Source organism: Streptomyces sp. NPDC044044 (assembly GCF_056434405.1).
The window spans coordinates 503708-517770 of the sequence record NZ_JBWKFG010000005.1 but is presented as its reverse complement, the minus strand read 5'-3'; the positions used below and the strand labels follow the sequence as shown (position 1 = coordinate 517770).

Genomic DNA, 14063 nt, shown 5'->3' with positions numbered 1-14063 from the left:
TACGTGCCCGCAACATGCCATGGCGCCGCGCGGCCTCACATGTCGTAGACCACCGTGACGGGCGCGTGGTCCGACCACCGCTCCGCATGACTGGCCGCCCGCTCCACGAACCCCTTGACCGCGCGCTCCGCGAGCCCCGGCGTCGCCACGTGGTAGTCGATGCGCCAGCCCGTGTCGTTGTCGAAGGCGCGCCCCCGGTAGGACCACCAGGAGTAGGGCCCCTCGACGTCGGGATGCAGTTCCCGCACCACGTCGACGTACCCGGCCTCCCCCTCGAAGACCTCGCCGAGCCAGGCACGCTCCTCGGGCAGGAAGCCCGAGTTCTTCTTGTTGCCCTTCCAGTTCTTGAGGTCGGCCTCCTGGTGGGCGATGTTCCAGTCGCCGCAGACCACGACCTGGCGCCCCTCGGCGGCGGCCCGCTGCTTGAGCCCCCTCAGATACGTGAGGAACTCCCCCATGAAGCGGACCTTCTCGTCCTGCCGCTCCGTGCCGACCTCACCCGAGGGCAGATAGAGGCTCGCGACCGTGACGCCGGGCAGATCGGCCTCGACGTAGCGCCCACTGCCGTCGAACTCCTCCGACCCGAACCCGATCTGCACGCGATCCGGCTCACGGCGCGTATAGAGGGAGACACCCGCGCGCCCCTTGGCGGCGGCCGGCGCGTGCACGACGTGCCAGCCCTCGGGCTCCCGCACGCCCTCCGGCAGCTGCTGCGGCTCGGCCCGCACCTCCTGGAGGCAGAGCACGTCGGCCGAGGTCCCGGCCAGCCACTCGACGAAGCCCTTCTTGGCGGCGGCGCGCAGGCCGTTCACATTCACACTGGTCACTGTGAGCATCCCGGAACGATACCGGCACACTTGATGGACACCCGCATCCCACTCCGCATAGAAGTACGATGGTTCGCATGAGTATCCAGTCATCGCTGCAGCGCTCCGCCGTCGAGCTGCGCCCCACCCCCTTCGACCACCCCGACGCGGTCGAGCTCAACGACCGCGTCCAGCTCGAGTACGCGGAGCGGTACGGAGACGAGGGCGACGTCACACCCCTCGACCCGGCCATGTTCACGGCCCCGCGCGGCCTGTATCTCATCGCGTACGACGAGAACGGCACCCCGCTGGCCACCGGCGGCTGGCGCGGCCACGAGGAGAACGACGAGGGGTACGCGCGCGGCGACGCCGAGATCAAGCGCATGTACGTCACCCCGGAAGCCCGCGGCCTCGGCCTGGCCCGCCGCATCCTGGCGGCCCTGGAGGACGACGCGAGGGCGGCGGGCCGTAAGCGCATGGTCCTGGAGACGGGCACGAAGCAGCCGGAGGCGATAGCCCTCTACGCCTCGACCGGCTACACCCCGGCCCCCAACAAGTTCGGCCACTACCGCTTCGAGGACCTGAGCCGCTGCTTCGCGAAGCCGCTGTAGCTCTCCGGAGCTTCATGCGTGCCTCACACCGCTGTGCCTCACAGAGGTGTGAGGCACAGCAAAGATCCCGCCCAGTTCGATGAACTGGACGGGATCTCATGTGCAGTGGACCTGTGGGGATTTGAACCCCAGACCCCCTCGATGCGAACGAGGTGCGCTACCAGACTGCGCCACAGGCCCTTGCAACGAGTGAAACTCTAGCATCCCGATCCGGGTGCTTGGAAATCCGTTCCCGGCCGGTGACCTGGCCGGTGACCTGGCTGGTCACCCGACCGGCCACCCGGCCGGTCAGGCCTCACTCGTTGGCGGCCCGGGGACGCTGCCCGTCGTCGTACTGGTCGAAGAGCGGCGTACGTCCGCGCTCGCGGGCCCGGCGTGCGGACGCGGCCCGCCGTGCGTCACTGCGACCGCCGGCCCCGTCCACGCCGTCGGCGCCTTCCGTGTCGTCGGCGTACTCGGTGTACTCGCCGTACTCCGCGTACTCGCCCTCGTCCGCCTCATCGGCTGCGGGCTCCACGGAGCTCGACCGCGCCGAGCTCCAGGCATCGGGCGCGCCCAGGTCGACGTCGCCGGTGGCCCGCGGGGCGACCGGCGCGGTCACGTACGTCGGCAGGGGCACCGGCACCGGGTCCCAGCTGTCGCCGTGCCCCGGGCGGCGCTGCCGCTCGCGCTGCTGGTCGACCCACTCGGCGTGGTCGGTCTGCTCGACCAGGGCCCGGCGGTCGGCGGCGAGCGAGGAGGAGAGGCCGGTCTCCGTCTCGGGGGCCGGTCCTTCCTCCACGTCGTCGACGACCGCTTCCGCGCCGCTCGAAGCGCGCCTGCGCGGCTGACGCTCCCGCAGCCGCTGCGCCGCGACCTCGGCCCTGCGCCGGTCCATGGTGTAGGTGAAGCGGCGCCGTTCCTGGCCTCGCAGGTACACGATGTACGCGCTCAGGAGCGCGGCCGGTGCGGCGGGCGCCCAGAGGAACGCGAGCCCGCCGACCGCGGCGACGATCGCGCCGATCGTGAAGGCGACGAACAGCATCACCGTCGTGCGCCGACGGCGGGCGAGCACCTTCACGCGCCGGGCGCGCGCGGCGGCTTCCGCCGATGCCGCACGCCGGGCGGGCGACTGCTGGGGCCGCGCGGCGTTCTTCGCCGGGGCCTGCGCCGATGCCTGCGCGTGTGCGTGCGCCTGTGCCTGTGCCTGTGCCTGTGCGTGCGACTTTGCCTGGGCGTGCGACTGCGACTGCGCCTGTGCCGGGGCGTTCGTCTGGGCCTTCACGGAGGGCCTTGCCGGAGACTGTGCCGCCGGCTGGGGCTTGGACCGTGCGGGAGGCTGCTGCGCCTGGGGTTTGACCGGCGCCTTGGCCTGCGGCTCGGGCCGCTCTTCCTGGTCGCCCTGCCGATGCGGGGGCGCGACGAAGGCCCGGACGTCCACCGAGCCGGTGGCGTTGTCCGGGTCGCGCGACTCCTCCTCTTCAGGCGAGCGCGCTTGCAGGTCCTTGGCGTACCGGCGCTCCATCCCCGCCCGTCCGGACAAGAGCCGGATGGCGGTGCTGAAGCGTTCCGTCGGACGGGCTTCATTGAGCTCGTCCTGCCTACGGAGCCACATCGGCACCAAGTAGGCGGCCCAGGCCCCGACGATGACTGCGTAGATGAGGCCGCTGCTGCTCACGCCTCACACGGTAGAGGGGTTTGGTTGAGGCCATCTGCCAATTGAGCCGGTGTGTCGCACGATCTGGCTGATATCTCGAACTTTTTTTGTGACTGGTGCGATCAACAGGTCACCGAGACCGTGAAATTAATGCCGTAGAGGGATCAAGTGGGGCCCCAGACGGTCGATCACCGATCAATTTCAAACACTTATTCTATTTACGCGGTCTTCCGAGGTCGTGCCTGGTGCCAGCGCCGGAGCAACCCTTCCGGTACCTCTTCCGCGGTGAGCGCGAAGACAAGATGGTCACGCCAGGCACCATCGATGTGGAGATAGCGTGGACGAAGCCCCTCCTCGCGGAATCCGAGTTTCTCCACGACCCTGCGGCTCGGCCCGTTCTCGGGCCGAATACAGACCTCGATACGGTGCAGCCCGACCAAGCGGAAGCAATGGTCGACCGCGAGAGCGACGGCGGTCGGCATCACACCGCGGCCCGCGACCGACTGGTCGACCCAGTAGCCGACATGGCCCGAGCACATCGATCCCCAGGTGATCCCGGCGACCGTCAACTGCCCGACGAGACGCCCCTGGTACTCGATCACGAAGGGCAGCATGCGCCCGGCGTGCGCCTCGGCGCGCAGGTGCCGGACCATCTGACGGTACGTCGGGCGGTGCACGATCGGGCCGCTGGGCGTGGGCGGCGGGATCGTCGCCTCCCAGGGGCGCAGCCAGTCCCGGTTGCGCCGGTTGACCTCACGCCAGGGCCGCTGGTCGCGCATCTTTATCGGACGGAGGGCGACATCGCCGTCCGTCAGCTCGACGGGCCAGGAAGGGCTGTTCAGCTCGCACCACCTGAGGGTCTGGGATGGTCGCCGCCCCTGAGCTGCTCGACGGCGTGCGTCAGCAGGGGCTCCAGGACCGCGAGGCCGTCCCGTACCCCACCGGTGGAGCCCGGCAGGTTCACGATGAGCGTGCGCCCCGCGACTCCGGCGAGGCCTCGGGAGAGCGCGGCCGTGGGCACCTTCTCCCTGCCGTACGCGCGAATCGCCTCCGGGATGCCCGGCACTTCGTGGTCGATGACGGCGCGGGTGGCCTCGGGGGTGCGGTCGGTGGGCGAGATGCCGGTGCCGCCTGTGGTGAGGATCACGTCGTATCCGGCGTCGGCTCCGGCGCGCAGGGCCTGCTCGACGGGGTCGCCGTCGGGGACGACCTGGGGGCCTTCGACGTCGAAGCCGAGCGCAGCGAGTGCCTCGGCGATGACCGGGCCGCCCCGGTCCGCGTAGACACCGGCGGCGGCGCGGTTGGAGGCGGTGACGACGAGCGCGCGGTAGGCGGTCATGCCCCGGCTCCTTCGCGGCTCCAGTCCCCGGATTTCCCGCCGGTCTTCTCCTCGACGCGTACGTCCGTGATGACCGCGCCCTTGTCGACGGCCTTGACCATGTCGATCACCGTGAGGGCGGCGACGGTCACCGCGGTGAGGGCCTCCATCTCGACGCCCGTGCGGTCCGTCGTCTTCACCGTGGCGAGGATCTCTACGGCGTCGTCCGCCACGGAGAGGTCGAGTTTCACTCCGGAGACGGCCAGGGGGTGACAGAGGGGGATCAGGTCGGGCGTGCGTTTGGCGCCCATGATGCCCGCGATCCGCGCGGTGGCGAGGGCGTCGCCCTTGGGGACGCCTTCCCCGCGCAGCAGCTCGATCACGCGGGGCGATACCAGGACGCGGCCACTGGCGCGGGCGGTGCGCGCGGTCACGTCCTTCGCGGATACGTCGACCATGCGGGCCGCGCCCGCTTCGTCGATGTGCGTCAGTCGCTGCTGGCTACTCATGTGCTGTGGCGCTCCCGGTCCGGGCCCTCTCGCGGTGCGGCGCAAGGGGGCCTATGTGCGCGACACCGTACCGCGCGGGAGTGCCTTTCAGCCGAGCAGGACCACTTCGACGTCGGCGCCCGGCTCCACCGATGCGGTGTCCTCGGGGACGACGATCAGCGCGTTCGCATGCGCGAGAGCCGCGACGAGGTGGGAGCCCGCGCCGCCCACGGGCCGCACGCTGCCCGCCTCCGCGTCGTACTGCCCGCGCAGGAACTGTCGCTTCCCCGCGGGCGAGGTCAGTGCCTTGTCGGCGGTGAGCACCGCGCGCGCCGTGGGCCGGTGCACGTCCGGGAGGCCCATCAGGGCGCGCACCGCGGGACGGACGAAGATCTCGAAGGAGACGTACGACGACACCGGGTTGCCCGGCAGGGCGAGCAGCGGGGTGTGGTCGGGGCCGATGGAGCCGAAGCCCTGCGGCTTGCCCGGCTGCATGGCGAGCTTGCGGAACTCGATGCCGCTGCCCGCCTCGTCCTCGTCCCCCACGGAGGAGAGTGCTTCCTTCACGACGTCGTACGCGCCGACGCTGACGCCGCCCGTGGTGACGATGAGGTCGGCGCGGATCAGCTGGTCCTCGATGGTGGAGCGCAGCGTCTCGGCGTCGTCGGCGACCGCGCCCACGCGGTAGGCGATCGCTCCGGCTTCCCGGGCGGCGGCGGTCAGGGAGAAGCTGTTGGAGTCGTAGATCTGGCCCTTGGCCAACTCCTCGCCGGGCTGGATCAGTTCGCTGCCGGTGGACATGACGACCACGCGGGGGCGCGGGCGCACCTTGACCGTGCCGCGGCCGATCGCGGCGAGCAGGCCGATCTGCGGGGCGCCGAGGACCGTGCCCGCGGCCAGTGCGCGGTCGCCTGCCTGGACGTCGCTGCCACGGGCCCGCACGTGCGCGCGTGCCTCGGCGGGGCGGTGCACGCGGACCTCTCCGAAGGCTCCGTCGGGGGCGGTGCTGTGCGCGCGCATTCCGGAGACGGGGCCTTCGCCGAGGCCTCCGTCGGTCCACTCCACGGGGACGACGGCCTCCGCGCCGGGCGGCAGCGGGGCGCCTGTCATGATGCGGGCCGCCTCGCCCGCGCCGACGGTGGGCTGTTCGCCCTGGCCCGCGGCGACGTCGCCGATGACCGTCAGGACGGCGGGGAACTCCTCGGTCGCGCCCGCGATGTCGGCGACCCGGACGGCATATCCGTCCATGGAGCTGTTGTCGAAGGGCGGCAGCGAGACGGGCACCGTGACGTCCTCGACGAGGACGCAGCCCTGTGCGTCGAGGAGTTGGAGCTCGATGGGCTCCAGGGGGCGGACGGATCCGAGGATGTCGTCCAGGTGCTCGCTCACCGACCAGACGTGTTCCTGGCCGGTGACTTCGGTCGTCGCGCTGCTGCTCAAAGTGCTACATCTCCTCGGACACGTAACTGCGAAGCCAGGCCTGGAAGTCCGGGCCCAGGTCTTCACGTTCGCACGCGAGTCTGACAATGGCACGCAGATAGTCGCCGCGGTCGCCGGTGTCATAGCGGCGGCCCTTGAAGACGACGCCGTGCACGGGGCCGCCGACCTTCTCGTCGACGGCGAGCTGCTGGAGGGCGTCGGTGAGCTGGATCTCGCCGCCGCGGCCCGGCTCGGTCTTGCGCAGTATGTCGAAGACGTGAGGATCCAGGACATAGCGGCCGATGATGGCGTAGTTGCTGGGGGCGTCCGCCGCGTCGGGCTTCTCGACCAGGCCCGTCACCTTGACGACGTCGCCCTCGTCCGTGGTGTCGACCGCCGCGCAGCCGTAGAGGTGGATCTGCTCCGGGGACACCTCCATGAGGGCGATGACGCTGCCGCCGTGCCGCTCCTGGACCTCGACCATGCGGGCGAGGAGCGGGTCGCGCGGGTCGATCAGGTCGTCGCCGAGGAGCACGGCGAACGGTTCGTCGCCGACGTGCGGCGCGGCGCACAGGACGGCGTGACCGAGCCCCTTGGGGTCGCCCTGGCGTACGTAGTGCATGGTCGCGAGGTCGCTGGACTCCTGGACCTTCGCCAGTCTCGCCTCGTCGCCCTTCTTCAGAAGGGCCGACTCCAGCTCGTAGTTGCGGTCGAAGTGGTCCTCCAGGGGGCGCTTGTTGCGGCCCGTGATCATGAGGACGTCGTCGAGGCCGGCGGAGGCGGCCTCTTCGACCACGTACTGAATCGCCGGCTTGTCGACGACCGGCAGCATCTCCTTGGGAGTGGCCTTGGTCGCCGGCAGGAACCGGGTGCCCAGACCTGCTGCCGGAATGACAGCCTTGCTGATCCTGTGGGGGTGAGACTCAGTCATGTCCGTAACCATAACCGGTGAGTATGTGCGGAATCTGTGGCTCCGGACATTTTGTTCTCATATGAGCGCACCTGGAAGGGTTTGTGAGCGCACCATGGAAGAAACCGGCCCGGCCGAGCCAACCAAGCGCACATTGCGCGGAGAATTCCTCGCGGTGAGAGGCCGGTTGACTAGGGATGACGCGCAGAAGGCCGCCGCGGTTCTCGCCGACCGCGCATTGGAGCTGCCGGAGCTCGCCGGGGCGCGCACGGTCGCGGCGTACGTCTCCGTGGGGAGCGAGCCGGGGACGCGAGCGCTCCTCGACGCCCTCCACGCGCGCGGGACGCGGGTCCTGCTCCCGGTGCTGCTCCCGGACAACGACCTGGACTGGGCGGCCTACGAGGGCGAGGGTTCGCTGGCCCGCGTGCAACACCCGGGAAAGATCGCGCTCTTGGAGCCCTCAGGGGCGCGGCTCGGGCCCGACGCCGTCGTGGCGGCGGACGCCGTGCTGCTTCCGGGCCTGGCCGTGGACGAGCGCGGAATGCGGCTCGGGCGCGGCGGCGGGTCCTACGACAGGGTGCTCGCCCGGCTCGGGCGGGCCGGGGCCGATCCCGCCCTGGTGGTGCTCCTGTACGACACGGAGGTCGTCGCACGCGTCCCCCAGGAGGCGCACGACAAGCCGGTGCACGCCGTCGTCACGCCGTCGGGAGTGCGGCGCTTCCGCTGACCCTCCACCGCACGTGAAAGGGCCCTCCACGCGCGCGTGGAGGGCCCTTTCACTGCTGCGCACCGGTCAGGTGCGGCGGCTCAGGGCCGCAGCACCAGCGTGTCGTTCGTGCTGTTCTTGACGGCGTTCTTCGAGAAGGACCACGGCAGCAGCTCGCCCTTGACCCACTTGCTGGTCTGGTCGGTGTAGTGCGCGCTGTAGGCGTGCCCCGAAGCTCCGGTGAGGTTGATCCACTTGGACTTGTCGAAGTCGTCGAGGTTCACCACCATGCGCATCGACGGCACCCACTGCACTCCGTAGCCGCCCGCCGCGTTCCAGCCGGTGGCGTTGACCGCCGCCTCGCCGCCGCCCAGCTTGAACGGGCCGCGGTTGAGCATGAACTGGAGCCAGCCGGGGCCTTCGACGCCCAGGGTCTGGTTCTTCAGGGTCAGCCGGTGCAGGCGGCCCCAGCTCCAGGTGTCGACGTCCTTGCCGAGCTTGGCCGTCAGGTCCCAGCGCGCGTCCTCCATGGCCCGGCCGAACAGCTGGTCGCGGGTCTTGGTCTCGGCGTCCGTGCGGGTCTTGGGCGACTTCCACCAGTCGTTGTCCTCGTCGTCGAGGATCGACCGGATCACTTCGTAGTAGCGGTCGCCGCCGTCGGGCTGCGCGGATTCGGCGTCCCGCTGCCCGCACTCGCGCACCGGCTCGGCCTCGTCGGCGGGACCGGTGTTCCCGGCCGGCTCGACGTTCAGGCACTGGCCCTTGACCCGCAGCTCCTTGGGCAGCTTGTTGCCGATGGAGAGCTTGAGGATGTTGCGCCAGACCGAGTTGAAGTACGCGGCCGCCGCCGAGTCGGGGTCCTGCGTGTAGTCCCAGCCCTCGAGGAGCTTCTGCGCCTCACGGACGTAGCTGTCCTTGACGTCGATCTTGAGCAGCTTGGGCACGAGGACCTTGGCGATCTCGCTGCTGTTGTCCATCTGCATCGTGCGCATGTCTTCGGTGGAGACCTTCCCACCGTTCTTGATCTTCGACTGGATCAGGTCGGTGATGCGCTGGCTGCGCGCGCCGTAGCCCCAGTCCGACGTGAGCTTGTACGGGTAGTCCTTGCCGATGACGGCCTGGTTGGCGGTCACGATGTACCCGCGCTTGGGGTCGTACTCGTAGGGCAGCGCGGACTGCGGGATGTAGCCGGTCCAGCGGTAGTCGGAGTCCCAGCCGGGCGCGGGGAGCGCGCCGTCGCCCTTGCCGCGGACCGGGATCTTGCCCGGTGCCTGGTAGCCGATGTGGCCCTTGGTGTCCGCGTAGATCAGGTTCTGCGAGGGCACTTCAAAAGAAGCGGCCGCCTTGCGGAACTCCGAGAAGTCCTTCGCCTTGTTCAGCTCGAAGACGGCGTCCATCGACCTGCCCGGCTGGAGCGCGGTCCAGCGCAGCGAGACTCCGTAGCCGTCGCCCCGGTCGGGGGCGGCGCTGTCGACCGTGGCCTTCTTGCCGACCTTCACCAGCTCGTCGTCGCGGTCGGACAGCAGGGGGCCGTTGTCGGTCTCCCTGACGGTGATCTTCTTGGACTTGCCGCCCGCGACCTTGATGGTCTCCACGCGGGACTTGAAGGGCAGCACCTTGTCGTCGTACTCGTAGCCGTCGCCCTCGAACTTCTCGAGGTAGAGGTCGGTGACGTCGGCGCCGAGGTTCGTCATGCCCCAGGCGATGTCCTGGTTGTGGCCGATGACCACGCCGGGCATGCCCGCGAAGGTGTAGCCGGAGACGTCGTACTGGCAGTCCTTGGAGACCGCCTTGCAGTGCAGGCCCATCTGGTACCAGGTGGAGGGCAGCTGCGGTGACAGGTGCGGGTCATTGGCGAGCAGCGGCTTCCCGCTGATCGTGTGGTCGCCCGAGACCACCCAGGAATTGGAGCCGATGCCGTTGCCGTTCGGGCCGAGGCCCGCGTCGGGGACGCTGTCCAGGATGTCGGAGAGGCCCGACAGCTGGGACTGGAGCCCGTCGGGCGCCTGGGTGTTGCCCGCGAGGCCCGTGCCCGCCGCGCCGCCGGTCTGCGACTGCGACTGGCTGCCCGCGCTGCCCTTGCCCTCGTACTCCTTGGTGACGCTGTTGTAGGAGCCCTCCTGGACGATGGGCTTGTTCCGGGAGTACGGGTACTCCGGGTACAGGTCGTCGATCTGGGACGGGCCCAGGCGGCTGGTCATCAAGGAGCGGTCGATCTCGTCCTGCATGTTGCCGCGCAGGTCCCAGGCCATGGCCTTGAGCCACGCCACGGAGTCGACGGGGGTCCACTCCTGGGGCGCGTAGTCGTTGGTGAAGCCAAGGGCGGCGTACTCCAGGGAGATGTCCTTGCCGCTCTTGTCCTTCAGGTAGGCGTTGACTCCCTTGGAGTACGCCTGGAGGTACTTCTTCGTCTGCGGCGAGAGCTTGGTGTCGTATTCCTTCTGCGCCACACGGTGCCAACCGAGCGTCCGCAGGAACTCATCGGTCTTTACTTGGCCCTTGCCGAACATCTCGGAGAGGCGACCGGAGGTCGTATGGCGGCGGACATCCATTTCCCAGAAGCGGTCCTGCGCCTGGACAAAGCCCTGGGCCATGAACAGGTCGGCGTCGGACTCGGCGTAGATCTGCGGGATGCCGTTGCCGTCACGCTTCACGTCGACGGGGCCGGAGAGGCCGTCGAGCTTGATCGTCCCCTTGGTCTGCGGGAAGGAGGCACGCACCGTACTGACGCTCCAGTACGCGCCGTAACCGATGCCCGCCACGATGGCCAGGACCAGGACGATCACGATGAGGCGGGCTCGGCGCCCCTTCTTCTTGCCGGACTTATGACCGGAAGAGGCGGTGGTATTCGAGGGCATCGCTGTCCTTGCTGTCCTTACGCGAGCGGCAGGGCTGGCTGGGCGGTGGTGGGAGCGCTGGAGCAACCATAGGCGCAGGGCACTGCGGCCCCGGACGCGGAGTCAGGAACCTACATCGCGACGCATCGGATGAGTGTTCGAAGGCGTCAAGGAAGCGTTAACAATTAGGTAAGGTAACGAAGTACTTGGCTCGCGCGGAGGAAGGAACGGCCCCTGACTGTCCACGACCTCAACCAGCTTCTGCTCATCTGCTCGCTCGTCCTGCTCGTCGCGGTGGCGGCGGTTCGCATCTCGTCGCGCAGTGGGCTGCCGAGCCTGCTCCTCTACCTCGGCATCGGCATTGCCATGGGCCAGGACGGCATTGGCAACGTCACGTTCAACAATGCCGAGTTGACGCAGGTCATCGGCTATGCGGCGCTCGTCGTGATCCTGGCCGAGGGCGGCCTCGGCACGAAGTGGAAGGAGATCAAACCCGCGCTGCCCGCGGCCGCCGCCCTGTCGCTCGTCGGCATCGCGGTGAGTGTCGGCGTGACGGCAGCCGCTGCCCATTACCTGGTCGGCATCGACTGGCGGCAGGCGCTCATCATCGGCGCGGTGGTCTCCTCGACGGACGCCGCCGCGGTCTTCTCCGTGCTGCGCAAGGTGCCGCTGCCCTCCCGCGTGACGGGCATCCTGGAAGCGGAGTCGGGGTTCAACGACGCCCCTGTGGTGATCCTGGTCGTGGCCTTCTCCACCGCGGGCCCCGTGGAGCACTGGTACGTCCTGATCGGCGAGATCGCCCTGGAGCTCGCGATCGGTGCCGCGATCGGCATCGCGGTGGGCTGGCTCGGCGCCTACGGCCTGCGGCACGTGGCGCTGCCCGCCTCCGGCCTCTACCCCATCGCCGTGATGGCCATCGCGGTCGCCGCCTACGCGGCCGGCGCCATGGCGCACGGCAGTGGATTCCTCGCCGTCTACCTCGCCTCGATGGTCCTCGGCAACGCCAAGCTGCCGCACTGGCCCGCCACCCGCGGCTTCGCCGAGGGACTCGGCTGGATCGCGCAGATCGGCATGTTCGTCCTGCTCGGCCTCCTGGTCACCCCGCACGACCTGCTCGACGACACCTGGCCCGCGATCATCATCGGCTTGATCCTGACCATGGTGGCCAGACCCCTGGGGGTCATCGCCAGCCTGCTGCCGTTCCGCATGCCCTGGCAGGAGAAGGCCCTGATGTCCTGGGCCGGGCTGCGCGGAGCCGTGCCCATCATTCTGGCCACGATCCCGATGGTGAACGGCGTCGACGACAGCCAGCGGATCTTCAACATCGTCTTCGTCCTGGTCGTCGTCTACACCCTCATCCAGGGTCCTACGCTGCCGTGGCTGGCCAGGAAGCTGCGCCTGGGCGACTCTTCGGGCGCCGCCGACCTGGGCATCGAATCGGCGCCCCTGGAGCGCCTTCGCGGGCACCTGCTCTCGGTGGCGATCCCCAAGGGATCGCGGATGCACGGCGTCGAGGTGGGCGAGCTGCGGATGCCCGCGGGGGCGGCGGTCACGCTCATCGTTCGCAACGGCGAATCATTCGTGCCGCAGCCCACGACCGTGCTGCAGCGCGGGGACGAGCTCCTGGTGGTCGCGACCGACCCGGTGCGGGACGCGGCGGAGAAGCGGCTGCGGGCCGTAGGACAGGGCGGAAAGCTGGCCGGATGGCTGGGAACCGCTGGTCAGGAGCCGGAAGAGCGGGGCAATCGCAGGTGACGGGCGCCTCATTCTCCGTATTCACAGGTCCAGTGGTCCCATTCCCTGTACGATGAAGGCACACTTCTTCTGTACCAACTGATCGAACCAACTCTGTCTGAAGCAGAGCTGGCGCCGACCGTATGGCGGCCGCGTGTCCTCGCAGTGGGCACCCGGCATCTACCGCAGTCCCGCGCAAGAGGACAGCTCTCGGCACCGTCGCCCTGATAAGGGCGCCGCGCTACCAGGCGGCAGAAAGGCACGGGCCGTGGCATCCACGGTCACCTCCCGCCCGGGATACGGACAGCTGCTGCGCACCCGCGGCGCCTGGACGTTTCTCCTGCCCGGCTTCGCGGCACGACAGCCCTTCGCGATGCTGACCATCTCCATCGTGCTGCTCGTGCAGCACACCACCGGCTCGTACGGCGTCGCCGGCGCCGTATCGGCCGTCACCGGCGTCTCCATGGCGGTGTTCGCCCCCTTCGGCGGCAAGCTCGCCGACCGGTTCGGCCAGCGGGCCGTCCTGGTGCCGGGTGTCCTGATCCACACGGTGTCGGTGCTCTCCCTGACGGTGCTCGCGCTCTCCGACGCCCCCTTGTGGGCGCTCTTCGTCGCGGCGGTGCCCACCGGCGCCTCGCAGCCGCAGATCAGCCCCATGGTGCGGGCCCGCTGGGGCGTCAAGCTCCAGGACTCCCCGCTGGCGGGCACGGCGGCCGCCTTCGAGTCGGTCACGGACGAGCTGACGTTCGTCGTCGGCCCGCTCTTCGCGACCGCGCTGTGCACGACCATCGACCCGGCGGCCGGACTCTTCACGGAGGCCGGACTCACGCTGGTGGGCGGCCTGCTGTTCGCCGCGCAGAAGAGCACCCAGCCCAAGCCCGCCTCCCGCGAGGAGCACGCGCGCGTGGAGCACGTTTCCGCGCTGCGGATCCCCGGTGTGCGGGTGCTGATCGTGACCTTCCTGGGCATCGGCGCCGTCTTCGGCGGCATGCAGGTCTCACTGGCCGCCTTCACCGAGTCCATCGGCGAGCCCGGCCTGAACGGCGTCCTGTACGGCACGTTCGCGGCGGGCAACATGCTCTCCGGACTCGTCTGCGGAGCCATCGCCTGGAAGATCGCCCCGCAGCGGCGGCTCCTCGTCGGGTACGCGGCGCTGACCCTGATGGCCTCCGGCCTGTGGGCCGCGCACTCCGTGGTGCTGCTCGCCGGGCTCGGTCTCCTGGTCGGCGTCTGCATCGCGCCCGCGCTGATCACCGGCTACACGCTGGTCGACCGGCTCGTGGACCCGTCCGGCCGGACCGAGGCGTTCACCTGGCTCACCGGAGCCGTCGCACTCGGCCAGGCGGCCGCCGTGACGGTCGCGGGCCAGCTGGAGGACCGCTTCTGGGACGGCGCCGGTTTCCTGGTGCCGCTGGGCGGTACGGCGCTCGCGCTCGCGGTGCTCGTGACCCTGCGTTCGCGGCTCGTTCCGCGGTCCGTCGGGCGCACCGTCGCACGTGGCGTCGGTCACCGCGAGCCGGTCACGGTGGACTGATCCCGCGGAATACGTCACTATGGACCGTCGTTAGCACTCATCGAGTGAGAGTGCCAGGAGGAAG

General features: G+C 69.7%; 12 protein-coding genes and 1 tRNA gene. 4 read left to right on the top strand and 9 right to left on the bottom strand.

Annotated features, from left to right (window positions below):
• Positions 1-35 precede the first annotated feature (35 nt).
• Positions 36-836, bottom strand: coding sequence for an exodeoxyribonuclease III (locus AC07AG_RS21640; RefSeq protein WP_478756769.1), 801 nt, complete (start codon positions 834-836; stop codon positions 36-38).
• Between the two features lie 68 nt (positions 837-904).
• On the opposite strand from AC07AG_RS21640, the gene AC07AG_RS21635 reads away from it, so the two are divergent.
• Entirely contained in the window at positions 905-1417 is a 513-nt protein-coding gene (locus AC07AG_RS21635) for a GNAT family N-acetyltransferase (protein ID WP_478756768.1), read from the top strand.
• A gap of 106 nt (positions 1418-1523) precedes the next feature.
• Here AC07AG_RS21635 and AC07AG_RS21630 read toward each other — a convergent pair.
• From AC07AG_RS21630 to galU, 7 genes are all read right to left on the bottom strand, one after another.
• Positions 1524-1597: transfer RNA gene (locus tag AC07AG_RS21630), tRNA-Ala, on the bottom strand.
• A 115-nt stretch (positions 1598-1712) separates the two neighbouring features.
• Complete coding sequence (sepX, locus tag AC07AG_RS21625; protein ID WP_478756766.1) at positions 1713-3074, bottom strand: divisome protein SepX/GlpR; 1362 nt, start codon at positions 3072-3074, stop codon at positions 1713-1715.
• 197 nt (positions 3075-3271) lie between these two features.
• On the bottom strand, positions 3272-3895 hold the full coding sequence (locus AC07AG_RS21620; RefSeq protein WP_478757070.1) for a GNAT family N-acetyltransferase: 624 nt from the start codon (positions 3893-3895) through the stop codon (positions 3272-3274).
• Complete coding sequence (locus AC07AG_RS21615) at positions 3892-4392, bottom strand: MogA/MoaB family molybdenum cofactor biosynthesis protein (RefSeq protein ID WP_478756764.1); 501 nt, start codon at positions 4390-4392, stop codon at positions 3892-3894. The genes AC07AG_RS21620 and AC07AG_RS21615 overlap by 4 nt, the downstream gene beginning before the upstream one ends.
• Positions 4389-4880, bottom strand: a complete 492-nt coding sequence (gene moaC, locus AC07AG_RS21610) for a cyclic pyranopterin monophosphate synthase MoaC (protein WP_160505558.1) — start codon at positions 4878-4880, stop codon at positions 4389-4391. Before moaC ends, AC07AG_RS21615 begins: the two co-directional genes overlap by 4 nt.
• Before the next feature lie 87 nt (positions 4881-4967).
• Positions 4968-6299, bottom strand: a complete 1332-nt coding sequence (gene glp, locus AC07AG_RS21605; RefSeq protein WP_478756762.1) for a molybdotransferase-like divisome protein Glp — start codon at positions 6297-6299, stop codon at positions 4968-4970.
• A 4-nt stretch (positions 6300-6303) separates the two neighbouring features.
• A complete protein-coding gene (galU, locus tag AC07AG_RS21600; protein ID WP_478756761.1) occupies positions 6304-7209 on the bottom strand; it encodes a UTP--glucose-1-phosphate uridylyltransferase GalU in 906 nt (301 codons plus the stop codon).
• Between the two features lie 94 nt (positions 7210-7303).
• Here galU and AC07AG_RS21595 point away from each other — a divergent pair, with 94 nt between their 5' ends.
• The gene (locus AC07AG_RS21595) at positions 7304-7915 is read left to right on the top strand and encodes a 5-formyltetrahydrofolate cyclo-ligase (RefSeq protein WP_478756760.1); all 612 of its coding nucleotides are present in this window, start codon (positions 7304-7306) and stop codon (positions 7913-7915) included.
• A gap of 80 nt (positions 7916-7995) precedes the next feature.
• Here the strand turns inward: AC07AG_RS21595 and AC07AG_RS21590 are convergent, their stop codons facing one another.
• A complete protein-coding gene (locus tag AC07AG_RS21590) occupies positions 7996-10752 on the bottom strand; it encodes a penicillin acylase family protein (protein WP_478756758.1) in 2757 nt (918 codons plus the stop codon).
• A 213-nt stretch (positions 10753-10965) separates the two neighbouring features.
• Here AC07AG_RS21590 and AC07AG_RS21585 point away from each other — a divergent pair, with 213 nt between their 5' ends.
• Together AC07AG_RS21585 and AC07AG_RS21580 are read left to right on the top strand one after the other, a co-directional pair.
• Positions 10966-12486, top strand: a complete 1521-nt coding sequence (locus AC07AG_RS21585) for a potassium/proton antiporter (protein WP_478757069.1) — start codon at positions 10966-10968, stop codon at positions 12484-12486.
• A gap of 247 nt (positions 12487-12733) precedes the next feature.
• Entirely contained in the window at positions 12734-13999 is a 1266-nt protein-coding gene (locus AC07AG_RS21580) for an MFS transporter (protein ID WP_478756756.1), read from the top strand.
• Positions 14000-14063 lie beyond the last annotated feature (64 nt).

Excerpts from the sequence above, each read along its gene's own strand:
- AC07AG_RS21640 (WP_478756769.1), bottom strand. The coding sequence starts at position 836 with ATGCTCACAGTGACCAGTGTGAATGTGAACGGCCTGCGCGCCGCCGCC.
- AC07AG_RS21635 (WP_478756768.1), top strand. The coding sequence starts at position 905 with ATGAGTATCCAGTCATCGCTGCAGCGCTCCGCCGTCGAGCTGCGCCCC.
- AC07AG_RS21615 (WP_478756764.1), bottom strand. The coding sequence starts at position 4,392 with ATGACCGCCTACCGCGCGCTCGTCGTCACCGCCTCCAACCGCGCCGCC.
- moaC (WP_160505558.1), bottom strand. The coding sequence starts at position 4,880 with ATGAGTAGCCAGCAGCGACTGACGCACATCGACGAAGCGGGCGCGGCC.
- galU (WP_478756761.1), bottom strand. The coding sequence starts at position 7,209 with ATGACTGAGTCTCACCCCCACAGGATCAGCAAGGCTGTCATTCCGGCA.
- AC07AG_RS21595 (WP_478756760.1), top strand. The coding sequence starts at position 7,304 with ATGGAAGAAACCGGCCCGGCCGAGCCAACCAAGCGCACATTGCGCGGA.
- AC07AG_RS21590 (WP_478756758.1), bottom strand. The coding sequence starts at position 10,752 with ATGCCCTCGAATACCACCGCCTCTTCCGGTCATAAGTCCGGCAAGAAG.